The 22,206-nt window shown below is 69.3% G+C and carries 18 protein-coding genes and 1 pseudogene; 9 read left to right on the top strand and 10 right to left on the bottom strand.

Annotated elements, in window-relative coordinates; genetic code table 11:
* Nucleotides 1-5: 5 nt before the first annotated feature.
* A complete protein-coding gene (locus tag AC5P1C_RS05325) occupies nucleotides 6-209 on the bottom strand; it encodes a hypothetical protein (protein WP_493864468.1) in 204 nt (67 codons plus the stop codon).
* A gap of 172 nt (nucleotides 210-381) precedes the next feature.
* Between AC5P1C_RS05325 and AC5P1C_RS05320 the strand changes: the two genes are divergently transcribed.
* From AC5P1C_RS05320 to AC5P1C_RS05305, 4 genes are all read left to right on the top strand, one after another.
* Nucleotides 382-861 (top strand): MarR family winged helix-turn-helix transcriptional regulator, encoded by a 480-nt coding sequence (locus tag AC5P1C_RS05320; RefSeq protein WP_493864467.1) that lies wholly within the window; start codon nucleotides 382-384, stop codon nucleotides 859-861.
* An 89-nt stretch (nucleotides 862-950) separates the two neighbouring features.
* A complete protein-coding gene (locus AC5P1C_RS05315; RefSeq protein WP_493864534.1) occupies nucleotides 951-3,401 on the top strand; it encodes an MFS transporter in 2,451 nt (816 codons plus the stop codon).
* A gap of 178 nt (nucleotides 3,402-3,579) precedes the next feature.
* On the top strand, nucleotides 3,580-4,398 hold the full coding sequence (locus AC5P1C_RS05310; RefSeq protein ID WP_493864466.1) for a YceI family protein: 819 nt from the start codon (nucleotides 3,580-3,582) through the stop codon (nucleotides 4,396-4,398).
* Nucleotides 4,399-4,579: 181 nt separating this feature from the next.
* On the top strand, nucleotides 4,580-5,041 hold the full coding sequence (locus tag AC5P1C_RS05305) for a PPOX class F420-dependent oxidoreductase (protein ID WP_493864465.1): 462 nt from the start codon (nucleotides 4,580-4,582) through the stop codon (nucleotides 5,039-5,041).
* Between the two features lie 18 nt (nucleotides 5,042-5,059).
* Here AC5P1C_RS05305 and AC5P1C_RS05300 read toward each other — a convergent pair whose 3' ends face one another.
* From AC5P1C_RS05300 to AC5P1C_RS05260, 9 genes and pseudogenes are all read right to left on the bottom strand, one after another.
* Entirely contained in the window at nucleotides 5,060-5,833 is a 774-nt protein-coding gene (locus AC5P1C_RS05300; protein WP_493864464.1) for a TetR/AcrR family transcriptional regulator, read from the bottom strand.
* 96 nt (nucleotides 5,834-5,929) lie between these two features.
* Nucleotides 5,930-7,447 (bottom strand): MFS transporter, encoded by a 1,518-nt coding sequence (locus AC5P1C_RS05295; RefSeq protein ID WP_493864463.1) that lies wholly within the window; start codon nucleotides 7,445-7,447, stop codon nucleotides 5,930-5,932.
* 208 nt (nucleotides 7,448-7,655) lie between these two features.
* Nucleotides 7,656-9,812 carry an ArnT family glycosyltransferase gene (locus tag AC5P1C_RS05290; protein WP_493864462.1) on the bottom strand — a complete coding sequence of 719 codons (2,157 nt, stop codon included), beginning with the start codon at nucleotides 9,810-9,812 and terminating at the stop codon, nucleotides 7,656-7,658.
* Nucleotides 9,809-11,140 (bottom strand): bifunctional glycosyltransferase family 2/GtrA family protein, encoded by a 1,332-nt coding sequence (locus AC5P1C_RS05285; RefSeq protein WP_493864461.1) that lies wholly within the window; start codon nucleotides 11,138-11,140, stop codon nucleotides 9,809-9,811. The genes AC5P1C_RS05290 and AC5P1C_RS05285 overlap by 4 nt, the downstream gene beginning before the upstream one ends.
* Before the next feature lie 26 nt (nucleotides 11,141-11,166).
* On the bottom strand, nucleotides 11,167-12,840 hold the full coding sequence (locus AC5P1C_RS05280) for a sensor histidine kinase (protein ID WP_493864460.1): 1,674 nt from the start codon (nucleotides 12,838-12,840) through the stop codon (nucleotides 11,167-11,169).
* A complete protein-coding gene (locus tag AC5P1C_RS05275; RefSeq protein ID WP_493864459.1) occupies nucleotides 12,837-13,598 on the bottom strand; it encodes a response regulator transcription factor in 762 nt (253 codons plus the stop codon). Before AC5P1C_RS05275 ends, AC5P1C_RS05280 begins: the two co-directional genes overlap by 4 nt.
* Nucleotides 13,599-13,672: 74 nt before the next feature.
* Nucleotides 13,673-14,596 carry an amidohydrolase family protein gene (locus AC5P1C_RS05270; RefSeq protein WP_493864458.1) on the bottom strand — a complete coding sequence of 308 codons (924 nt, stop codon included), beginning with the start codon at nucleotides 14,594-14,596 and terminating at the stop codon, nucleotides 13,673-13,675.
* 100 nt (nucleotides 14,597-14,696) lie between these two features.
* A pseudogene (locus AC5P1C_RS05265) lies at nucleotides 14,697-15,035 on the bottom strand (antibiotic biosynthesis monooxygenase family protein); the annotation flags it as partial.
* Between the two features lie 125 nt (nucleotides 15,036-15,160).
* Nucleotides 15,161-16,045, bottom strand: a complete 885-nt coding sequence (locus AC5P1C_RS05260; RefSeq protein WP_493864457.1) for a DUF2797 domain-containing protein — start codon at nucleotides 16,043-16,045, stop codon at nucleotides 15,161-15,163.
* Between the two features lie 165 nt (nucleotides 16,046-16,210).
* Between AC5P1C_RS05260 and AC5P1C_RS05255 the strand changes: the two genes are divergently transcribed.
* From AC5P1C_RS05255 to AC5P1C_RS05235, 5 genes are all read left to right on the top strand, one after another.
* Entirely contained in the window at nucleotides 16,211-17,155 is a 945-nt protein-coding gene (locus tag AC5P1C_RS05255; RefSeq protein ID WP_493864456.1) for an RNA polymerase sigma-70 factor, read from the top strand.
* 101 nt (nucleotides 17,156-17,256) lie between these two features.
* Nucleotides 17,257-18,465 (top strand): NAD(P)/FAD-dependent oxidoreductase, encoded by a 1,209-nt coding sequence (locus tag AC5P1C_RS05250; protein WP_493864455.1) that lies wholly within the window; start codon nucleotides 17,257-17,259, stop codon nucleotides 18,463-18,465.
* A 376-nt stretch (nucleotides 18,466-18,841) separates the two neighbouring features.
* The gene (locus AC5P1C_RS05245) at nucleotides 18,842-19,450 is read left to right on the top strand and encodes a hypothetical protein (protein ID WP_493864454.1); all 609 of its coding nucleotides are present in this window, start codon (nucleotides 18,842-18,844) and stop codon (nucleotides 19,448-19,450) included.
* The gene (locus tag AC5P1C_RS05240) at nucleotides 19,450-20,487 is read left to right on the top strand and encodes an XRE family transcriptional regulator (protein WP_493864453.1); all 1,038 of its coding nucleotides are present in this window, start codon (nucleotides 19,450-19,452) and stop codon (nucleotides 20,485-20,487) included. The genes AC5P1C_RS05245 and AC5P1C_RS05240 overlap by 1 nt, the downstream gene beginning before the upstream one ends.
* A gap of 801 nt (nucleotides 20,488-21,288) precedes the next feature.
* Nucleotides 21,289-22,161 carry a nuclease-related domain-containing protein gene (locus tag AC5P1C_RS05235; RefSeq protein ID WP_493864452.1) on the top strand — a complete coding sequence of 291 codons (873 nt, stop codon included), beginning with the start codon at nucleotides 21,289-21,291 and terminating at the stop codon, nucleotides 22,159-22,161.
* Nucleotides 22,162-22,206 lie beyond the last annotated feature (45 nt).

Genomic DNA, 22,206 nt, shown 5'->3' with positions numbered 1-22,206 from the left:
GAGGTCTACTTCAGCGCCAGCCAAGCCACCCCCGCCACCACCACGATCGCGAGTACGACGCCGATGATCAGGCCGATGCGCGGGCCCGCGGGCGCCGCCGCAGGCTGCTGGGCTCGGCCCTGCGGGGACTCGTCGACGAAAGCGCGGAACATCTGCGTGCTGCCGGCCGGGTCGGGGCTGTTCTGGGGGCCCTGGGGGTTGTGTGCCATAGCGCAGGACCCTAGCGAACCATCGGGGGTCGGCCCAACCCCCGCTGACCTCTGACTTTACGAGCGCGGTCCCAGAGCTTTGCCGACTCTTTAGGGCGTTGGTCCAGTTTTAGTTTGCCTGCGGCAACCAACTGTCTCTATGGTTGCCCTAAGCAACAACATAGGAGGTGCCGTGGCCGCGCAGCGTCATTACGAGGAGCTGGCCCGACAGCTCAGCGCCATCGGTGCCGTGAAGCGCGGCCTCGGAAGAGGTCTGCCGCACGACTGCCCGGGAGGGTCCGCCGCCGTACTCATCCTGCTCGACCGGCACGGTGAGATGCGGATGAGCAGGCTCGCCGAGCTGCTCGCCGTGGACATGTCGGTGACAAGTCGCCACGTGGCCCATGTCGCCGAGAAGGAGTGGATCCTCCGGGATCCCGACCCCGCCGACAAGCGCTCCCGGATCCTGCGCCTGACGCCCGAGGGCAAGGCCAAGGTCGACGAGCTGTCCGAGCTGTCCATCAGGACACTCACCCACTACTTGCATGACTGGTCAGACGACGAGGTCGTCCAGCTCAGCTCGCTGCTCGCGCGACTGCGCGACAGCTTCGGGGACTGCCGTGCGGCTTCGGCCCGGCTCCCCTTCGAAGAGACCACCCGTACACCCGCGTAACGAAGAGGAAGCCCATGGCAACAACCACACCATCCGGTGTGCGGGGCAGCCACGCCAAGCACGGAGCGGCGCACGACGAGAGCGCTCCGATGACGCATCGCCAGATCATGGAGGCCCTCTCCGGCCTGCTGCTCGGCATGTTCGTCGCGATCCTGTCGTCGACGATCGTCTCCAACGCCCTGCCTGAGATCATCGGCGACCTGGGCGGCGGCCAGTCCGCCTACACCTGGGTCGTCACCGCGTCGCTCCTCGCGATGACGGCGACCACGCCCCTGTGGGGCAAGCTGTCGGACCTCTTCAGCAAGAAGGCCCTGGTCCAGATAGCCCTGATCATCTACGTCGGCGGTTCGATCGTCGCCGGTCTCTCGCAGAGCGCGGAGATGCTGATCGCCTGCCGTGTCGTCCAGGGCATCGGCGTGGGTGGTCTCTCCGCCCTCGCGCAGATCGTGATGGCCGCGATGATCTCCCCGCGCGAGCGTGGCCGCTACTCCGGCTACCTCGGCGCGACCTTCGCCGTCGCCACCGTCGGCGGCCCGCTGCTCGGCGGTGTCATCACCGACACCTCGTGGCTCGGCTGGCGCTGGTGCTTCTACGTCGGCGTGCCCTTCGCGATCATCGCCCTGATCGTCCTGCAGAAGACCCTGAAGCTCCCCGTCGTGAAGCGGGACGTCAAGGTCGACTGGGGCGGCGCCTTCTTCATCACGGCGGCCGTCTGCCTGCTCCTGGTCTGGGTGACCTTCGCGGGTGACAAGTACGACTGGATGTCCTGGCAGACCGGCGCCATGGTCGGCGGTTCGATCGTCCTCGGCCTGCTCTTCCTGCTCGTCGAGTCCAAGGCGAGCGAGCCGATCATCCCGCTGCGCCTCTTCCGCAACCGCACCATCACCCTCGCCTCCCTCGCCTCGCTCTTCGTGGGTGTCGGCATGTTCGCGGGCACGGTGTTCTTCAGCCAGTACTTCCAGCTGGCGCGCGACAAGTCGCCGACGATGTCCGGCGTCATGACGATCCCGATGATCGGTGGCCTGTTCATCTCCTCGACGGTGTCGGGGCAGATCATCACCAAGACCGGCAAGTGGAAGGTCTGGCTGGTCGCCGGCGGTGCGCTCCTGACCGCGGGTCTGGGCCTGCTCGGCACCATGCGGTACGACACCGAGTACTGGCACATCGCGATCTTCATGGCCCTGATGGGTCTCGGCATCGGCATGATGATGCAGAACCTCGTGCTCGCCACGCAGAACCAGGTCGCTCCCGAGGATCTCGGCTCCGCGAGCTCGGTCGTCACCTTCTTCCGTTCCCTCGGTGGCGCCATCGGCGTCTCGGCGCTCGGCGCCGTGATGGCCACCCGCATCACCGACTACGTGAAGGACGGCCTGGCCGACCTCGGCCCCAAGGCCGCGCAGGCCGGTCACGGCGGCACGGGCGGCGGCGCCATCCCGGACCTGGACAAGCTCCCGGCTCCGTTCCGCACGGTCATGGAGAGCGCCTACGGGCACGGCATCGCCGACGTCTTCCTGATCGCCGCGCCGCTGGCCTTCCTCGCCTTCCTGATCACGATCTTCATCAAGGAGGTTCCGTTGCGTACGTCGGGTGCACTGGCCCAGGCCGCCGAGGCGTCCCAGGCTCCGGCCGCCTCTCCCGCCGCCGGCGGCGCGGTCGCCGACGAGCAGCCGGTCCTCGCGTCCGTCGGGGCACACACCGAGACGGGCCCCGAGGGAACGCAGACGCTCGCCGCGGTGGCCTCTTCGGCCACGGGTGACGCTCCGCTGCAGACCACCGGCGGCGGCACTCCGGTCCACGGATTCGTCCGCGGTGCGGAGAGCACTCCGGTCCCGCGGGCCGCGGTCACGCTGATCTCCCTCGGGGGACGGCAGTTGGGCCGTGCGGTCGCGCAGGGCGACGGGTCCTACGCGGTGGACGCGCCGGGCGCCGATTCGTACGTACTGATCGCGTCGGCCGACGGCTTCCAGCCGCAGGCCTCCACGATCGTCGTCTCCGACGAGGCACTCACGTACGACATCCTGCTGAGCGGCACGAGCGGCCTCAGCGGTGTGGTGCGGGCCTCCGACGGCAAGCTGCCGGTCGCCGGCGCGATGGTCATCGTGACGGACGTACGCGGCGACGTGCTGGCCACCGGGCTCACCGGTGACCAGGGCGAGTTCACCTTCGCCGAGCTGGTGCCCGGCCAGGTCACCATCGCGGTGAACGCCGCGGGGCACCGTCCGATGGCGCTGCCCGTCGAGGTCGGCGCGGTCGGCGTCACCCGGGTCGAGCTGGAACTGAAGGCCGGTTCACAGGTGCTCGGCACGGTGCGTGCGGCGGGCGGTCCGTTGAACGACGCGCGGGTCACGCTGGTGGACGCGGCGGGCAACGTTGTCGCCACCGCGACCACCGGGTCGGACGGCGCGTACGCGTTCACCGATCTGGACAGCGGCGAGTACACGGTCATCGCGACCGGTTACCCGCCGGTGGCGACGGGTCTGACCGTCTCCGGTGACGGTGTCGGCGACCACGACATCGAACTCGCCCACCCGGGCGAGTGATCGACCCCGGCCCGTGCGCGCGCTTTCGAGCGGATGAGCGTGCACGGGCCGGTTGGGGAAAGGGCCCCCGAGTCGGCGGTGACGCACACGGCAGGGGACGGCCGTGTCACCGCCGCCGGGGGCCACACTCATTTTGAGCTTGAGCTGAAGCTTGAGCTTGGCAAGGAGAAGTAACGGGATGGGACTCAGCGCTCGGATTCGGACGCGTGACGGGTGGGCGGTGTCGCACGCCGTCGTCACCCTGACGGACATGACGGGTACGCAGGTGCTGCGGGCGGCGGCGGACGGGGACGGCGCGGTGCGCGACGCCACCGAGCTGGCGGCCGGCCCCTACACCGTGATCGTCACCGCGGTCGGCTACGCGCCTGTGGCCTCGACCGCGCTCGTCACGGCGAGCGGGCGCGCCGAGGTCGGCAACATCGTCCTGGCCCGACAGGGCGGCACGGAGCTGCCGCCGCCCGGTCCCTGGACGATCGACCCCGCGCACTCGACGGTGGGCGCGGTCGCGCAACACCTGGGGATCACCAGCGTGCACGGTCGGTTCACGGAGTTCGGGGGGCGGGTGGAGATCGCCGAGGACGTGGAGAAGTCGCGCGTCGAGGCGGTCATCAGGTCGGCGTCCATCGACACGGGCAACGGCATGCGGGACGGCCACCTGAAGTCGCCCGACTTCCTGGACGTCGAGCAGTACCCGGAGCTGACCTATCAGTCGACGGGCCTGACGCCTGCTGGTTCGGACCGCTGGACGGTGCACGGGGATCTGCAGATGCACGGTGTCGTACGCCCGGTGGACCTGGACCTGAGCTACTTGGGCACGGGGGCGGATCCCTGGGGCGGGACGCGGGCGGCGTTCCGGGCGACGGCGGAGCTGCGGCGGGAGGACTTCGCGATGAACTACAACCAGGTGGTGCAGGCGGGGATCTCGGCGATCGGCACGACGCTGCGGGTGGAACTGGACATTCAGGCTGTACAGGGGGATGCGCTGCCGCAGGGCTAGCGGGGGCGGTGCGGGGCTGGTCCGTCTTGGGGGCGCGTGCGGGCCGGTCTCTTGAGGTGGGTGGACCCCGCCCGCCGCTGCCGGGCAATCGGTGAGTGGGGGCGAGAGGTTTGTTCAGGGGGCGGAGGTGCTGGGGAGTGGGGAGGGGCGGCTGCCACGCCCGCGGCGTATCGTGCGACGCATGGCTCCCCATATCGCGACCAATACCACCGTCTCGATCGATGACTTGCTGGACTTCGTCCGCCCCCGGCACCGGGCGATCCTGCTGACCGCCCGCGCGGACGGCGGCCCGCAAGGGTCGCCGTTGACCTGCGGGGTCGATGGATCCGGGCGCATCGTGGTGTCCACCTACCCCGAGCGCGCCAAGACCCGGAACGCCAAGCGGAATCCGAAGGTCAGCGTCATCGTGCTCAGCGACGAGTGGAACGGGCCCTGGGTCCAGATCGACGGCACGGCCGAGGTCATCGACTCCCCGGAGTCGGTCGAGCCCCTCGTCGAGTACTTCCGGAACATCTCCGGCGAGCACCCGGACTGGGACGAGTACCGCGAGGCCATGGTCAAGCAGGGCAAGTCCATCATCCGGATCACCCCGGAGCGGTGGGGCCCGGTGGCCACCGGGGGCTTCCCCGCGGCCAAGGCATAGCCGAGGCCTGGAGGCCAGCTACAGCGTGGCCTCGATGCCCGCCACCAGCAGGTCGAGAGCCACCCTGAAGTCCAGCTCCCACATCTCCTCGACCGTGGACCCGCCCCGCGCCTCCATCATGTCCGCGGAACTGTGCAGGGTCTCCTCCAGGCCGGGATGCGCGCTGACGGCGCCCATCGCCTCCTTGAAGTACTCCCCCGGAGTCAGCCCCGCCGCCGTACACCGCGCGATGTAGTGGCCCTGCACCGTGCCGAATCCGTACACGAACTGGAAGACCGCGGCGATCGCGCCGGCCTGCTTCTCCGTCGGCAGGCCGGTCCCGCGCACCACTCCCTGCACGGCCAGGGCGAACTTGATCCAGTTCGGGCCGATGTTGAGGAAGTTGCCGACGAGTGGCGACACCCAGGCGTGCCGGACCAGCAATGCCCGGTACTCCTGGGCCAGTTCGCGCAGCGTCTCGCGCCACCGGTCCGGCGTGACCGAGTCCGGGTCGGGCAGGACCATCTCCCCGGCGGCCGCGTCCAGGGCCAGTTCGAGGAGGTCGTCCTTGGTGTCGACGTACCAGTACACGGACATCGCCGTGACGTTCAGGTCCGCGGCCAGGCGGCGCATGGAGAACTTGGCGAGGCCCTCCTCGTCCAGGAGGCGGACCGTGGCCTCGGTGATGCGGTCACGGTCGAGGCCCGAAGGCTGGTCGCTCCTGCGGCTGCCCGCGCCGTTCCGGAGGGCCTTGCCCTCCAGCCAGACGCTGGTCCGCGCGGGGCGCTTCGCGCGGTCGGCTGCCTTCGCCATGGCGCACCTTCCTGGTCCTGAGTTCTTGTACCGATACCGGTCCAACGAGACGGGCGACAGACCGGAATCGGCCAGTCCGCCGCCCATCCGTCGATGCTATGCGGAGGCCTCCGCCAGGCCCTTCTTCGCGGAGTCTGCCCTCTCCGCACGCTTCAGCAACGCGGCAGCCACCATGCCCCCGAGGAACACGGCCACCGCACCCACCAGCTGACTGGTCTCCAGGCCCGACGAGAACGCGTCGGCGATTTTCGTGCGTTCGGCGTCCGAGCCCGCCGACGCGAGCGCCGCCGGCAGCGAGACCGCGGAGACGGTGACGAGCGAGGCGAAGCGTGAGTTCAGGACAGCGCCGAGCACGGCCACGCCAAGACCGTTGCCGAACTCCGCGAGCGTGCCGTTGACGCCCGCGCCCACGCCTGCCTTCTCCGGCGGGATCGCGCTCATGATCGCGTTGGCCATGGCGGGCATGGCGAGCGCGATGCCCGCGCCCATCACGATGAGACCGGTCAGCATCCCGGTGTAGTTGTCGCCACCGAGTACGGCGATCGCGGCGAGGCCGGCGGAGAGCAGGGTCATGCCGATGGCGATCGTCGCGGGCGTGCTCGTCCGCTTGAGGAGACGCGCTCCGAGACCGGTGAGGTTCAGCGCGACGACGGTGACCGCGAGCGGCGCCGTGCGCAGGCCCGCCTCCAACGGCTCGTAGCCGAGCACGAATTGGAGGTGCTGGGTGAGCAGGAACAGCGAGCCGCCCATGCCGAAGGCGACCAGGATGGCGCCCGCGACGGCGCCGATGAAGCGCTGGTTGCGGAAGAAGTGCATGTCCAGCATGGGGTACGGGATGCGCAGCTCCCATGCGACGAAGATGCCCAGGACGACCACGCCCACCGCCGCGGACACCAGTACCTGCGTCGACGTCCAGCCGTGCTCCGGGCCGGAGATGATCGCGTACACGACCGAGGCCATGCCTATGGTCGAGAGCAGCGCGCCGAGCAGGTCGGGGCGGTCGCCCTGCGGGTTCTTGGACTCGGGGACCAGCTTGATGACGGCTGCAAGCGCCAGGAGCACGACGGGGATGTTGATCAGGAAGATCGCGCCCCACCAGAAGTGGTTGAGCATGACCCCGCCCATCAGCGGGCCGAGCGCGAAACCGAGGGAGTTGACGGTCGACCAGAGGCCGATCGCCTTCATCCGCTCGCTGTCGTCGAAGATCTGCACGACCACCGCGAGCGTGGTGGTGATCAGGAGCGCGCCGCCGATGCCCATTCCGGCCCGCGCCGCGATGAGCTGCGCCGAGGACTGGGCGAGGCCCGCGACCAGCGATCCGACGCCGAAGAGCACGAGGCCCGCGGTGAGCATCTTCTTGCGGCCGTAGCGGTCGGAGGCGCTGCCCGCGGTGAGCAGGAGGCCGGACTGGACGAGCGAGTAGGCGTTGATCATCCACTGGATGTCGGCCGTGGAAGCGTCCAGTTCCTCGGTGAGGGAGGGGATGGCGACGTTCAGGACGGTGTTGTCCAGGAGGACGGTGAGCTGGGCGAGGCAGATGACGCCGAGGATCAGCCAGCGCTGGGGGTGCCCTTGTGGGGCTGTGGGGGTCTCGGCGGTCGTCGTTGCCGTCATGCCTCCCTCTCCTTCTGCTTATACGGTGTACGTGTGGTCGACGACGTACACCGTAAAGCATCTCCCATACGGCGTACAAGGTGGTTAGCGAGGGGCGTTACGGGAGGCCGCTACAGGCATGGCGAAGGGCCGGCCGCGGGGTGCGGCCGGCCCCTCTTCGTTCGGCTGTCAGCTCCTCGTTCTGGCTGTCAGCTCTTCGTTTCGGCTGTCAGCTCTTCGGCTGGGTCAGGTCGTAGAAGGTCGCGCTGCCGACCGTGACCTTTGTGAAGCTGTCCTCCACCCAGGACGTGATCTTGGAGCCGGTGCCGCTGCCGCCACCCATGCCACCTCCGCCGCCTCCTCCGCCTCCGCCCGAGATGAAGTAGTGGATCTTTCCGTCCTCTACGTACTGCTTGAACTGAGCGAGGGTCGGGGACGGGTCGCTGCCGTTGAAGCCGCCGATGGCCATCACCGGGTCGCCGGTGGCGAGTTGGTAGCTCGCGGCGTTCTGCGAGCCGATGGCCGCCGCCGACCAGGTGTAGTCCCCGGCGTTCGCCTCCAGGAGCTTCTTCGCCTCGGCGCTGACCTGGGCGCCGTCGAGGAGGCCGCCCATCCCGCCGCCTCCGCCCATGCCACCGCGCTCGCCTGCGCCGCCGCCACCGGGGAAGCCACCCTGCTGCGGTTTGCCCTGCTGACCCTGCTGCCCCGGGGCGTTGGTGCCCTGCTGGCCCTGCTTGCCCGGGGGTCGGCCCGTGCCGCCGCCGTTCTGGCCACCGGTCGGCGGCTGCGTTCCGCCGCCCCCGCCACGGCCGTCCCCGCCGGGAGCGCCACCGCCGGGACCGCCGCCCATCCGCCCCGTCGAAGCAGGGCCCGCGGTCACGATCGACCCGGTGTGCGCGCTGTTCACGGTGGAGAGGGTGTAGGCCACCGGCCCCGCCACGGATGCGGCGAAGCTCAGTCCCACCGCGGCGATGGCCAGTTGGCGTCCGATCCTGGCCGCGAGCAGCAGGCCGAGCGCGCCCACGAGGCCGCCGACGAGCAACGCCCAGCGCAGCCACGGCACGTAGTCGGGCGTACGGCCGAGCAGGACGTAGCCCCACCACGCCGTACCCGCGACGGTCGCGCCCAGCAGCGCGCCCGCCCACCACTTGGCGCGCTCCTCCCACAGAACCGTGGCGCCCATGCCGATCAGCGCCGCCATGTAGGGGGCGAGGGCGATCGTGTAGTACTGGTGGAAGATCCCCGCCATGAAGCTGAAGACGGCCGCCGTCATCAGGAGCGAGCCGCCCCACGCCACGAACGCCGAGCGCGCGGTGTCGGTCCTGCGGGCCTTCCAGGTGAGGACGATGCCGCCGACGAGCAGGATCAGGGCGGCGGGGAGCAGCCAGGAGATCTGGCCGCCGACCTCGGAGTTGAACATCCGCCCGAGCCCGGTCTCGCCCCACTGCCCGCCGGCGCCGCCACGGCCACCGCCTCCGCCCACGCTGCCGGTCTCTTCACCGTTGATGCGGCCGAGGCCGTTGTAGCCGAAGGTCAGTTCCAGGAAGGAGTTCTTCTGGGAGCCGCCGATGTACGGGCGCGAGGACGCGGGCCACAGCTCCACGATCGCCACCCACCAGCCGCCTGCCGCGATCATCGCGAGCCCGGAGAGCGCGAGTTGGCCGAAGCGCTTGCGAAGCCGCACGGGTGCGCACACCGCGTACAGGACCGCGAGCGGCGGCAGGATGAGGAACGCCTGCAACGTCTTGGCCAGGAAGGCGACGCCGACCGCGACGCCCGCCCACACCAGCCACTTGGTGCGGCCGTGCTCCAGGGCGCGCAGGACGCAGTACACGGTGACGGTCATCAGGAGCGCGAGCACCGCGTCCGGGTTGTTGAACCGGAACATCAGCGCGGCCACCGGCGTCAGCGCGAGCACGGCGCCCGCGATCAGCCCGGCCGCCGGGCTGAAACGGCGGCGCACGGCGGCGTACAGGACGCCGACCGTCGCGACCCCCATCAGCACCTGCGGGGCAAGCACCGCCCAGGAGTTGAGCCCGAAGACGCGTACGGAGAGGGCCATCGGCCAGAGAGCGGCCGGGGGCTTGTCGACGGTGATCGCGTTGCCCGCGTCGAGCGAGCCGAAGAACATCGCCTTCCAGCTCTGGCTGCCCGCCTGGACGGCCGCCGAGTAGAAGGAGTTGGCGTAGCCGGACGCGCTGAGGTTCCAGAGGTAGAGGACCGTGGTCGCGAGCAGCAGGCCCAAGAAGGCGGGGCGTGCCCAGCGCGGGTCGTCGGGACGGCCGTGCCAGAGCCGCGCGGCCAGGGGGCGCGGGCCGCGGTGGGCTCGCGCGCCCGGCACCGCGGGCGGTGAGGCGGGCGTCGGCTCGTGGGAAGTCGTCGTCATCGTGCGTTCCTCGGGTCGTCGTGTGCGGAGGTGAGCTCGTACGAGGGCGCGGCGTCCCGCGGTGTCGCGTCCCAGCGGCGCTCCGGGAACACCCAGGCCCGAAGCAGCAGGAACCGCAGCACCGTCGCCGCGAGGTTGGCGGCTATCAGGACCGCGAGTTCCGTGGAATGGGACGGGTCGCCCGACGCCGCGCCGAGTGCGGCGAGCGAGCCGCTGGTCAGGGCGAGGCCGATGCCGAACACGACCAGGCCCTGCGCCTGGTGGCGCATCGCCCGGTCACGGCCGCGCACCCCGAACGTCAGGCGCCGGTTGGCGGCCGTGTTGGCGACCGCCGACACCAGGAGGGCGAGCGCGTTGGCCGCCTGCGACCCCGAGAACGTACGGAAGCCGGAGTACAGGAGCAGATAGAAGAGCGTGGAGAGCGCGCCGACCACGCAGAAGCCGACCAGCTGGCGGGCGAGTCCGCGCGGTACGCCGGGCAGTCGGCGGTCGCGCGGGTCGTCCCCGAAGGGGCGCGCGAGGCGGTCCAGCGGCAGCGCGCCGACCGCGAGTGCACGCCCGACCCGCCACACTCCCTTGAGGTCGTCCGTGGCCGTCTTGACCAGGTGGACCGTGGAGTCGGGGTCGTCGACCCAGTCGACCGGCACCTCGTGGATGCGGAGCCCCGCACGCTCGGCGAGCACCAGCATCTCCGTGTCGAAGAACCACCCCGTGTCCTCGACCAGCGGCAGCAGCACCCCCGCCACGTCACCCCTGATCGCCTTGAACCCGCACTGGGCGTCGGAGAAGCGCGCGTGCAGGGAGCCGCGCAGGATGAGGTTGTAACTGCGCGAGATGAACTCCCGCTTGGGTCCGCGCACCACGCGCGAACTGCGCGCGAGCCGGGAGCCGATCGCCAGGTCCGAGTGCCCGGAGATCAGCGGCGCCACCAGCGGGAGCAGCGCGTTGAGGTCGGTGGACAGGTCCACGTCCATGTAGGCGAGGACGGGCGCGTCCGATGCGGACCACACGGCGCGCAGGGCACGCCCGCGCCCCTTCTGCTCCAGGCGCGTGTACCGGACCTCTTCGCCGGACGCCGCGAGCCGCGCCGCCACCTCGGGGGTGCGGTCCGTGGACGCGTTGTCCGCGATGGTGATGCGGAAGGGGTAGGGGAAGGTGCGTACGAGATGGTCGTGCAGGCGCCGCACACAGGGCTGAAGGTCCTTCTCCTCGTTGTAGACGGGGATCACGATGTCCAGGACGGGCACATCGCGCCGTCCGGCGGGCAGGTGGGCCCGCGCCGGCAGAGGGACCGAGCAAGCGCCGCCCGGGGAAGAGTCGGTTTGCATGGCACCGACATTCGCCAAGTGGTCTGTCAGGCCCGTGTGGTGAGCCTGTCGCCCGCCTGTGAGTCCCTTTCGGCGCCGCTGACCCGGCCCGAGCTGACCTGATCCGAGCTGACCTGGCCCGAGCTGACCTGGCCCGATGCGGCGGGCAACGTCACCGTGAACACCGTCCGTCCGGGCACGCTGTCCACCGTCACACCGCCGCCGTGCGCCGCCACTATGGCCTGTACGAGGGCGAGGCCGAGCCCCGTGGAACCGGCGTTGCGGGAGCGCGAGGCGTCGCCGCGGGCGAAGCGTTCGAAGACGTGGGGGAGGAGGGCGGGGGCGATGCCGGGGCCGTCGTCCTCGACCTCCAGGCAGACGGCGGGTCCTGCCCGGCGCACGCGTGCGGTGACCTTCGTGCCGGGCGGGGTGTGCGTGCGCGCGTTGGCGAGGAGGTTGACGACCACCTGGTGGAGGCGGGCCGCGTCGGCGAGGACCAGCGCGGGCTCGTCCGGCAGCTCCAGGGACCAGACGTGCTCGGGGCCCGCGGCGCGCGCGTCGCTCACGGTGTCGACGACGAGGGGTGAGAGATCGGTGCTCTCGTACGAGAGCGGCAGTCCGGTGCTCTCGTACGAGAGCGGCAGTCCGGCCCCGGGCTCGCCCGGACCCCCGGAACCGCCGAGACCCCCGGAAAGCCCGCCGTCACGCCCCTCGTCGAGCCGGGCGAGCAGCAGCAGGTCCTCCACGAGGCCCGTCATCCGCTGCGCCTCGGACTCGATGCGGCCGAGCGCGTGCCGCGTGTCGGGGCCCGTCGACTCCCGCCCCCGGCGCGTCAGTTCGGCATAGCCGCGGATCGAGGCGAGCGGCGTACGCAGCTCGTGGCTGGCATCCGCGACGAACTGGCGTACCCGCGTCTCGCTCTCCTGGCGCGCGTGCAGCGCGGAGTGCACATGGTCGAGCATCCGGTTGAGCGCGGCGCCCACCTGCCCGACCTCCGTGTTCGGCTCGGTGTCGGGGACCCGCTCGTACAGCGTCACCTCGCCGCTGTGCAGCGGGAGTTCGGAGACCCGGGTCGCGGTCGACGCGACCCGGCGCAGCGGGCGCAGGGCGACGCCGACCATGGCCGCGCCGGCGAGCGAGGCGGCGACCAGGCCCGCGGCCGTGACGCTCACCTCGACGATGATCAGCGTCTCCAGGGTGTTCCGCACCTTGGCCGTGGGGATGCCGACGAGGAAGTCGCCGCCTGGTCCGGTCGCGTACTCCACGCGGTACTCGCCGAGGCCCGGGATGTGGACGTTGTGCGCCTTCTCGTCACGCGGCACGGAGCCGAGCGCGGCGGACTGCGCCGCGTCGAGCTGCTCGGTCCGCGGCTCGAAGCTGCCGCTGTCCGGATCGGCGCTGACCAGGGCCTGACCGACCGAACCGTCGTCCTCGACGACGGCCCCGATGGTGCCGACCTCCTGCGGGCCCTTGGCGACGAACCGCAGCCGATCGCCCTGGTCCCCGGAGAGGCCGCCGGGACCGTCGTCCCCCGGCTTCGGCTGCGGTCCTTTCGCCCGCATCGCCACCGTGTCGAGCGAGCTGTCCAGCTGGTCGTACAGGTGGGAGTGCAGCGCGATGGTCGTCACCGTGCCGATCACCGCGCAGACGACGGCGATCAGCGCCACCGCCGAGACGACGAGCCGCGTCCGCAGCGAGCGCGGACGCCGCCGCCGTCTCATGAGGCGGCTGCCGCCTCGGTCGAGACCGCGGGCTTGATCAGGTACCCGGCGCCGCGCCGGGTGTGGATCATCGGCTCCCGGCCGACGTCGATCTTCCTGCGCAGATACGAGATGTAGAGCTCGACGACGTTGGCCTGGCCCCCGAAGTCGTAGTTCCAGACGCGGTCGAGTATCTGCGCCTTGCTGAGCACGCGCCGCGGATTGCGCATCAGATAGCGCAGCAGCTCGAACTCGGTGGCGGTGAGATGGATGGAGTCCCCGCCTCTGGTCACCTCATGGCTGTCCTCGTCGAGGGTGAGGTCCCCGACGGCGAGCACGGATTCGCTGCGCCGGTCGGCGGCCCCGGCCCGGCGGATGAGCCCGCGCAGGCGCGCGACGACCTCTTCCAGGCTGAAGGGCTTGGTGACGTAGTCGTCGCCCCCGGCGGTGAGCCCGGCGATCCGGTCCTCGACGGCGTCCTTGGCCGTCAGGAAGAGCACCGGCACGTCGGGCAGCTCGCGCCGCAGGCGTCCGAGCACGGCGAGGCCGTCCATGTCGGGCAGCATCATGTCGAGCACCACGACATCGGGCCGGAAGGCGCGGGCGGTGCGCACCGCACCTGCGCCGTCCCCCGCGCTGCGGATCTGCCAGCCCTCGTAGCGCAGGGCCATGGAGAGCAGCTCCGTCAGCGACACCTCGTCGTCGACGACGAGCACGCGAACGGGGCTCCCGTCCGCCCTGAGCAGTTCGGTACGCCCCTGGGGCGAGGTCGTAGTCATGGCACAGAGCCTGGTCCTCGGCCCTGAGAGAGCTCTTTCCTGAAGCTGTGAATTCCCTGAGAAACGCTCCGGCCCTAGCCGTCGCCCGGCACCGGCAGCCCGAAGAGCCGCGCCGCGTTACCGTGACAGACCGCCCGCAGCCAGTCGTCTCCCAGGCCGAGCCGTTCCAGGGCGGCCAGCTGATGGACGTACGTGTACGGGATGTTGGGAAAGTCCGTGCCCAGCAGGATCCGGTCCCCCAGATCCGCGAGCCGCGGCAGTTCGGTGCGCGGGAACGGCGCGAGCCCCTCGGAGAAGTCGGTGAACGCCATGGTCGTGTCGAACCTGACCTCGGCGTACCGCTCCGCGAGGTCCAGGAAGTCGGCGTACTCCGGCATCCCCATGTGCGCCACGACGATCCGCAGCCGAGGATGCCGCGCGAGCAGCCGTCCGATCGGCTCGGGCCCGGTGTGCTTGCCCGGCGCGGGCCCGGACCCGCAGTGCACCACCACCGGGATCCCGGCCTCGGCGAGGTGCCCCCAGACGGGCGTGAGAAGCGGGTCGTTCGGGTCATAACCCCCCACCTGCACATGAGACTTGAAGATCCGCGCCCCGGCATCGACGGCATCGCGCACGTACGCCTCCGCTCCCGGTTCGGGAAAGAAGGTCGATGTGTGCAGACAGCCGTCCGTCCGGTCGGCGAAATCGGCGGCCCATCCATTGAGCCACTCCGCCATGCCGGCCTTGTGCGGATAGAGCATCGAGGTGAAGGTCCGCACGCCGAACTCCCGCAACAGGGCGATGCGTTGCTCCTCCTCGTGCCGGTAGGTGATGGGCCACTCCATGCCGGTCAGCGGTCCGGCGGAGTCGAAGTAGGCCCACACCTTGGCCAGCACGCGCTCGGGCATGAAGTGCGTGTGTACGTCGATGAGTCCGGGCAGCCCGAGCCGCTCCCAGAAATCACGGACGGCCCCCGCTTCGCCGTCACCCGGGGCAAGGGCGGCGTCACCCCCGCACAAGGCCTTGACTCCCCTCAAGGCCGTGGCTCGGCTCAAGGCCGTGACTCGACTCAAGGCCGTGGCTCGGCTCAAGGCCGTGGCTCGGCTCAAGGCCGTGACTCCGGTCGAAGCCGTGACTTCGCTCCACCTTGGCGACATGGACGACGTACTTCTCGTACCACTCGTCGCGCCCACGCCTCTGCGCCGTGCGGTGCTCGGCGTCGCCGCGCCACCGCACAATCGCTTCCTCGTCCCGGAAATACCCGACGGTGATGCCGAGCCCGCCGGGCGTCCGCGCGGAGTCCATGCCCAGGAAGCCGGGCACGGAGGCGACGAGCTCGTCCATGCGGGCGCCGGTCTCGTCGTAGCCGTCGTTGGTCTCGTTCATCACCGAGGTGAACACGACGGCGTAGTAGGGCGGTTCGAAAGGGGGTACAGGTGTGACGGGCTGATCACTCATGTCCTCAGAGTCGGCCGCGCCCCGTCCGCCTGTCCAGCCTCTCCCGCCTTCATTGCCGTACGGGCAGCGAGACTTGACCATCCGGTCAGCTTCGGCGGAAGCGGAAAGCGAGCCGCGGCAAGGGCTCAGAAGAGCCCGCCCTGAACGGTGGGCACTTCCCGCACAGGAACCGTCGTACGCGCCGCCTCTCGCGCCCCTTCGAGCCGCCACCCCCGCAGCAACCGGCTGTCGAGCACCACGAGCCGCCCCCCGTCACCGAGATAGACGTCGGGCCCGGCCACCGCGACAAGATCCCCCAGCACCACACCACCGTCGACGAGTTCGGTGACGGCGACCCCGCCGGGCCCCGCGAGCCGCTCCAGCCCCGCGAGCCGCTCCAGCCCGAACGCCGCCCCGTGGTCCACCACCCCGTGTTCCCCCAGGGCCACACGCTCCAGCGACTCGGGCCACCCGTCGAGCGCGAGGGCGAAGCCGTGCATCCGCTCCAGCTCACGCCGCCGCTCGTCCACCCCCGGCAAGGTGGCCCTGACGGCCCGCTTCTTCGCGTACGAGATCCGGTCCGGCACCCCGAGGGCCACCCGCAGCAGCTCCTCGGCACGCCGCGCGGCCATCAGGGGCCCGCGCCCCAGCCAGACAAAGGCGACGGCTCCCTGTTCGAGCAGCCGAGCCGCCCCGCGCTCCTCCCGGGTGATCCCGACCTTCACCATCCCGGCCCCGAACCACGCGAGGTAGACGCGGTAGGTCCGCGGATCGTCGGCGATCGTGTCGGCGGCCACGGAGTGCGCCCGATCGAGCCGCGCGCACTCGGCACACCGGGCCTGAGTCCCCCGCCCCGGCACGACAGCGGCGACCGGACAGGGATTCCCCCGCGCCCCGACGCACTCCCGCCGCCCCAGCGCCCGGAACCCGACCCGCCGCCCCACGACGAGCGGACTGACGCCACCCCGCTCCCACACCAGCACGGGCCGCTCCCGATCCGCCCAGCTCAACCCCGCACTGCGCCACTCCATGGGCCCAGTCTCACCCAGCATCGAGAGGGCCGTGGCCGACCCGCCTCCAAGCCGACTCCCGACCACCTCCGAACCAACCCCCACCGCCTCCGCCCCCCCCCCACCGCCTCCGAACCAACTCCGCCCCCAGGACCGGCGCGTGTCGCGAGAGCTAGGATCCGGGACATGGCTCTGACCATGAACGACGTCGACCGGTTCGAGGCAGCCAGGCCGCGCCTGGAGGCCATCGCCTACCGTCTCCTGGGCTCCGCGAGCGATGCCGAGGACGCCGTGCAGGACACGTTCCTGCGCTGGCAGGCCGCCGACGTCGACCGCATCGAGGTACCCGAGGCCTGGCTGACGAAGGTCCTCACCAACCTCTGCCTCAACCAGCTCACCTCGGCCCGCGCCCGCCGCGAGACCTACGTGGGCCAGTGGCTCCCCGAACCACTGCTCGCCGGGGACCCGATGCTGGGCCCCGCCGACACCGCCGAACAGCGCGAATCGGTCTCGTACGCGGTCCTCACCCTCCTGGAGCGCCTCTCGCCCAACGAGCGTGTGGTGTACGTGCTGCGGGAGGCCTTCGGCCACCCACACCGGGAGATCGCGGAGATCCTCGACATCACGGAGGCCGCCGCCCAGCAGATCTTCCACCGCGCCAAGAAGCACGTCGCGGAGGGCAAGACCCGCACCGAGATCGACGAGGCCGCCGCCCAGCGGATCATCGAGGAGTTCCTCGCGGCGGCCACCAGCGGCCGGACCGAGCCGCTCGTGCGGCTGCTCACCGAGGACGCCACCTCCATCGGCGACGGCGGCGGCAAGGTCCCGGCGCGCGCCAAGGCATTCGAGGGCGCTGTGGCCGTCGCGAAATTCATGCGCGGCCTGTTCAAGCCCAGCGAGGTCAAGCGCTCCTACGTCGGCGGCTCACCCGACGTCTACGTCTCGGCCGCCAACGGCGCCCCCGCCGTGGTGGTGGTCGTCGACGGCCGGGTCGTCGGCGTCATGTGCCTGGAGATCACCCCCGAGGGCATCGTCGCGTTCCGCAACCAGGTCAACCCCGACAAGCTGCAGCGCGCGACCCGGCAGTGGGCGACCACGGACCACGGAGAACCCCTGCTCAAGGCCTTCTGATCACGTTGTGACCTGCTTCACACCACGCCCCTGTCAGGAATCGGCGGGCTGCCCGGTTCAAGTGGCGAACCCGCTGAAGAGCTGATGACAGGAGCAGGAAAATGCAGCACCGCATCGTCGTCATCGGAGCCGGATACACCGGAGCCATCGCCGCCGGACGCCTCGCCAAGCGGCTGCGCCGCGAGGATGTCGCCATCACCCTCGTCAACGCCGAGCCCGATTTCGTCGAGCGCGTCCGGATGCACCAGCTGACGGTCGGCCAGGACCTCACGCCCCGACCCTTCAGCGAGATGTTCGCGGACACGGGCGTGGAACTGAAGCTCGCGAAGGTCACCGCGGTCGACGTCGACCACAAGACGGTCTCGGTCAACGACGCACGGAACGGCGCCGAAGAACTGTCCTACGACACCCTCGTGTACGCCCTGGGCAGCGGCTGGAACGCCCAAGGCGTCCCCGGCACCGCCGAGTACGCCCACGAGATCGCGAGCCGCCCCGGAGCGCGTCGGCTGCGCGAGCGCCTGGCCGGCCTGGGCGCCGGGGAGAGCGTGGTCGTCGTCGGCGGCGGCCTCACCGGCCTGGAGGCCGCGACCGAGATCGCCGAGGCCCGCCCGGACCTCGACGTCACTCTCGCCGCCCGCGGCGGACTCGGCGACTGGCTCTCGCCCAAGGGCCGCGGACACGTCCGAAAGGTCTTCGCCAGGCTCGGCATCACGGCACACGAGCAGGCCGCGGTCACCGAGGTGCGGGCCGACCGCGTGACCACCGCCGACGGCACGTCCATCCCGGCCGCGGTCACCGTGTGGACCACGGGCTTCGCGGTCCACCCGATCGCGGAGGCCACCGGCCTGGAGATCACCGAGGTCGGCCAGATCGTGGTCGACAGGACCATGCGCTCGGTGTCGCACCCGGACGTGTACGCCGTCGGCGACGCGGCCATGGCCATGGGCCCCGGCGACAAGCCGCTGCGGATGTCGTGCGCCACGGGCACCCCGATGGCATGGCAGGCGGCAGACGCCATCGCGGCCCGCCTGACGGCGGGCAAGATCCCTGACGCCCCGCTGCGCTACTTCAACCAGTGCATCTCACTGGGCCGCAAGGACGGCCTGATCCAGTACGTCACCGCCGACGACCGAGCAGTCCGCAGCGCCCTGACGGGCCGCCTGGCAGCGCTCTACAAGGAGTTGGTCTGCAAGGGAGCGGCCTGGGGCGTAACCAACCCGACCCTCGGAATGCCGACCCGGGCACGCCGGGTCGTACGGGCCCAGCAGGCGGGGACGGAGACGAGCGCACCCGCGGAGGCGGCGGCCTGAACCGCGGGGCGGTGCACAACAGAGAGGCCCCGGACTCTCGTCCGGGGCCTCTCTGAACTGTGCACTCGGCAGGATTCGAACCTGCAACCTTCTGATCCGTAGCTCTATGTGGAGCGGTCATCGCAGGCCATTCCGGGCGTCGTTAGGCCCACAAACGCCCATGACGGGCGAGGCCGTTTGCTGCCGTTGCGGTACTTCCGTGCTGTACAGCAGTCAGACCGTCCGATGCGAGACGCCCCTTGGCGGTCGCAGTCTGCGGATCTTGTTGCCAGCTCGGCCCGGTGTCAGACCCCCGTGGGAGCATGCTTCCACCAAGGTCATGTCCACATCCGTGTCCAGATTGACAGATCAAAATTAAGCCGCCATGCTGTCCTGCATGCCGCTTGAGCTGATCACCGAGGCTGAGGCCCGGACATTGCTCCACCCGCATCTGCCCGCGCTCCGCGCGAGCTTCGAAGGTGCGTGGGAAGACTGGCAGGAACTGGAACCCGCTCTCGTAAGCAAGGCTCCTCAGTACCGCACGACTTCTCGCGCCAATGTCATGTACGACCTTCTTGTCGCTCGAATCCAAAAGGAATTCGAAGACATACAGGCCGTCACCTTCAATTCCCACCCTGGGTTCTTGGCCCTGACCTTTGGCGGCAGGCTGGTTGTCCGCTTCAAGAAGTTCAGGAGCAAGACCCTCAAGGTCAGTCAGATCATGACATTGCAGCAAAGGCGCTTGGCGAAGCAGGAGTTGGACCTGGGCCTCAATGCGACAACCGTGGTCGCCGGATATCTCCTCGACACCCTTGGGACCGAACTCAAGAAGCTGGCTGTAGTCTGTCCCTTGAACGGCGAAAACGTGTGGGAGATTGACCTGCACGGAGAAGCCACCGGTGGCTTGGCAGGAGTAACCATGCTGCCTACCCCCGATTCGGGTGCGCCCAAGCCTGGTGTGCGTTCACGCAAGCCCAAAACCGAACCTCAGGCGGAGATGGAATAATGCCGTACAACCCTGCCATGGTGACACTAGCTCGTGAATCTCGTGGGATGACTATGGGTGAGCTGGCGACGAAGGTGGGGGTTACCTCCTCGCTCATCTCAAAGATTGAGCAAGCAAATCGTGAGATGAGCGAGGAACGGGCGAAGAGCATCGCTTCGGCGCTGGACTACCCGGTGGACGTACTGACGTGGCGAGAGCCGGTATACGGCTTCGGGTCGTCCAGCTTCTACCACCGCAAGCAACAAAGCCTTCCCCAGAAGACACTCAAGCAGATCCAGGCGTTCGTAAACTTTCATCGAATTCGAGCGAAGCGCCTAGCCTCTGCTCTTGATCTCGATTTCGCTCTCACCATTCCTTCGATGCTCGTCGAGGACTACGGAAGCCCTGAAGAGATTGCACGTGCGGTCCGTGCGGCATGGAGAATGCCTATCGGCCCGGTCCAGAACCTGACTGAGTGGATCGAGGCCGCTGGCGGTGTCGTCGTGGCCAAGGAGTTTAGTTCTGCCAAGATCAACGCAATCAGCGTTTGGCCGCCTGGCGAAAGCCCGTTCTTCGTACTGAACACGCTCCTACCTGCCTGCAATCTTCGATTTTCCCTCGCTCACGAACTTGGGCATCTAGTGATGCACGATGTTCCCGAACCGGGCCAAGAAGAAGAAGCTGATAGGTTCGCCGCCGAGTTTCTTATGCCTTCTCGGGAAATCAAGTCGCAGTTGCGGGGGATGAATCTAACCATCGCCGCACGACTGAAGCCTGTTTGGCGCACGTCTATGGGAGCATTGATCCGGCGGGCCCGTGATCTCGAAGTCATTACAGATCGGCAGCACACATCCCTTCGTGTGCAACTTTCGCAGAAGGGATGGACGAAGGATGAGCCAGTTCAAATCCCTCACGAGAAGCCGTCTTTGATCCAAGAGATCATTCGAGTTCACCACGTCGACCACGCTTACTCGCCATCTGACCTCGCAGATATGGTCGGCCTCTACACACCAGAGTGGCTCGACTTGTATGAGCCACGAGGCCTGAGAGCTGTGTAACTTCCAGCACCACCGCGTATCCCCCTGCTGGCACCGCGGTCGGTGGAGCGGCTTTGGGCGGGAGCTGCCATGGGGTGAGTGATCATGGCCCCTTAAGCTTCCGGCGAGTCGGGCAGTCTGTGGACCTGCCCGTTAAAGCACGACGTTGGGGCCATGATCTTCGAGGCTCACCCCATGGTGGCTGCCTAAAGCCGTGGAACCGACCGCCCCAGCCACGGGACAACGGCCCAGGTAGCGGGTTTGCCCGCCGGGTACCGCCACCACGATCCGGCCTCTTCGGTAACACAAATCTGTCCCTGGCCTGTGGTGCGGCAATCCCCTTACGCCCCATGGCCCGGTGCTGGGTTTTGGCCCCCTGGGGTGGGCGACGGACGGGCGGCGACCCGCGGCTGGTGGCGTAGACATGGAAGCGGCGGGGCGGCGGCCGGCCGGCGCCCCGCCCCCTTGTTGGGGGCCCTCGGTCCTTCGGACTGATCCCCTTCGGGGACGGCTCGGGTCTGGTGGTGTTCTTGAACGGGGTGGCTCTTCCTCGCGCGCTTCTCGGCCCTACGGGTGCTCTTGGTCTTTTTCCCTCTTCCAAGGCCGGATCGTGGTGGCGGTACCCGGCGGGCAAACCCGCGTCACCAGGGCCAGAGGTCCAGGGCAAGGGGTGGTTGGCGTCCATGGCCGACCAAGGCGGCCAGCGAGCGGAGCGAGCCTTGATTAAGTAGAGAAACTCTGTCCGCGACGTTCGGCGGTCTTGCCGCGAGGGTGGTCCGCTGCTGCCATGTCAGTGGGGAAGCTACTGGCGTGGGGGCAGACATGAGTGATCTCAAGATCGTTCATTGGAAAAGGCATGGGCACGATCGGCTCTATGTGAACCTGCCGGACGGTACTGCCGTGGCATGGGCCGATCGCCGTACGGGCAAGGTCACGATCCTGCTTGAGCCCCATCGCCGCGAGGCACTGAAGATGCTGCGGCCTCGACTTGTGCGCGCCGAGGTACCGCCGGTGAAAGTGCCACCACCGCGACGTACACGAGTGGAGCGGGCGGAGATGCCGAGGTTGCCCGAGCTGACACCAGCAAATGACCTTGCGTCCAACCCCCCTGGCGCTGCACTGAGGGACCTGCTCGACGAGAAGGGCCCCACCCTCGGAAAGCGTGCCCTGGACTGGCTGCTACGGCGTGAGACTGAGTGGGATTCGTGGCGCAAGGGCCTCGCTGGCGAGCGTCGAGTCGGGGGCGAGTTACAGAGGCTCTCTCGAAGCGGTTGGCGTGTACTGCACTCGGTGCCGCTGCCGCGCGATGTGGACATAGACCACCTGTTGATCGGCCCCGGCGGGGTGTTCAGCATCAACACCAAGCACCACCATGGCAAGGCCGTGTGGATCGGTGACGAGATGGCGCGCGTCAACCATGGCAGTCCCCAGCCGTACGCGCGTAAGAGCAAGGCGGAGGCTCTTCGTGCACAGAAGGTGCTGGAGCGCTACGTAGGTTTCCCTGTTCGGGTTGAGCCCGTCATCGTGTTCGTTGGGGTGACAGGTCTTGCCAAGGCAGCGACTCAGCTCACCGTCCGCGTGTATCGCGAACGGGAGTTGTCTGCGCTCGGACCGCTCAGCGGAGTGCTAGATCCTGGGCAAGTCGAGAGTGTGCACTCCGTTGCACGACATCGACTCGCTTGGCTGCCGGCCTGAGATGACCGTTGGTGCGGATGGACCGAGGCCGTTGCGAGCAGTCCT

The sequence above is a fragment of the Streptomyces sp. A18 genome (assembly GCF_059026065.1).
Note: the sequence above shows the minus strand (reverse complement) of the source record. Positions and strands in the feature narration are given on the sequence as shown.

Bases quoted from the DNA above. Each gene is read 5' to 3' on its own strand.
- AC5P1C_RS05325 (WP_493864468.1), bottom strand. From the start codon at position 209: ATGGCACACAACCCCCAGGGCCCCCAGAACAGCCCCGACCCGGCCGGC.
- AC5P1C_RS05315 (WP_493864534.1), top strand. From the start codon at position 951: ATGACGCATCGCCAGATCATGGAGGCCCTCTCCGGCCTGCTGCTCGGC.
- AC5P1C_RS05310 (WP_493864466.1), top strand. From the start codon at position 3,580: ATGGGACTCAGCGCTCGGATTCGGACGCGTGACGGGTGGGCGGTGTCG.
- AC5P1C_RS05305 (WP_493864465.1), top strand. From the start codon at position 4,580: ATGGCTCCCCATATCGCGACCAATACCACCGTCTCGATCGATGACTTG.
- AC5P1C_RS05300 (WP_493864464.1), bottom strand. From the start codon at position 5,833: ATGGCGAAGGCAGCCGACCGCGCGAAGCGCCCCGCGCGGACCAGCGTC.
- AC5P1C_RS05295 (WP_493864463.1), bottom strand. From the start codon at position 7,447: ATGACGGCAACGACGACCGCCGAGACCCCCACAGCCCCACAAGGGCAC.
- AC5P1C_RS05290 (WP_493864462.1), bottom strand. From the start codon at position 9,812: ATGACGACGACTTCCCACGAGCCGACGCCCGCCTCACCGCCCGCGGTG.
- AC5P1C_RS05285 (WP_493864461.1), bottom strand. From the start codon at position 11,140: ATGCAAACCGACTCTTCCCCGGGCGGCGCTTGCTCGGTCCCTCTGCCG.
- AC5P1C_RS05280 (WP_493864460.1), bottom strand. From the start codon at position 12,840: ATGAGACGGCGGCGGCGTCCGCGCTCGCTGCGGACGCGGCTCGTCGTC.
- AC5P1C_RS05275 (WP_493864459.1), bottom strand. From the start codon at position 13,598: ATGACTACGACCTCGCCCCAGGGGCGTACCGAACTGCTCAGGGCGGAC.
- AC5P1C_RS05260 (WP_493864457.1), bottom strand. From the start codon at position 16,045: ATGGAGTGGCGCAGTGCGGGGTTGAGCTGGGCGGATCGGGAGCGGCCC.
- AC5P1C_RS05255 (WP_493864456.1), top strand. From the start codon at position 16,211: ATGGCTCTGACCATGAACGACGTCGACCGGTTCGAGGCAGCCAGGCCG.
- AC5P1C_RS05250 (WP_493864455.1), top strand. From the start codon at position 17,257: ATGCAGCACCGCATCGTCGTCATCGGAGCCGGATACACCGGAGCCATC.
- AC5P1C_RS05245 (WP_493864454.1), top strand. From the start codon at position 18,842: ATGCCGCTTGAGCTGATCACCGAGGCTGAGGCCCGGACATTGCTCCAC.
- AC5P1C_RS05240 (WP_493864453.1), top strand. From the start codon at position 19,450: ATGCCGTACAACCCTGCCATGGTGACACTAGCTCGTGAATCTCGTGGG.
- AC5P1C_RS05235 (WP_493864452.1), top strand. From the start codon at position 21,289: ATGAGTGATCTCAAGATCGTTCATTGGAAAAGGCATGGGCACGATCGG.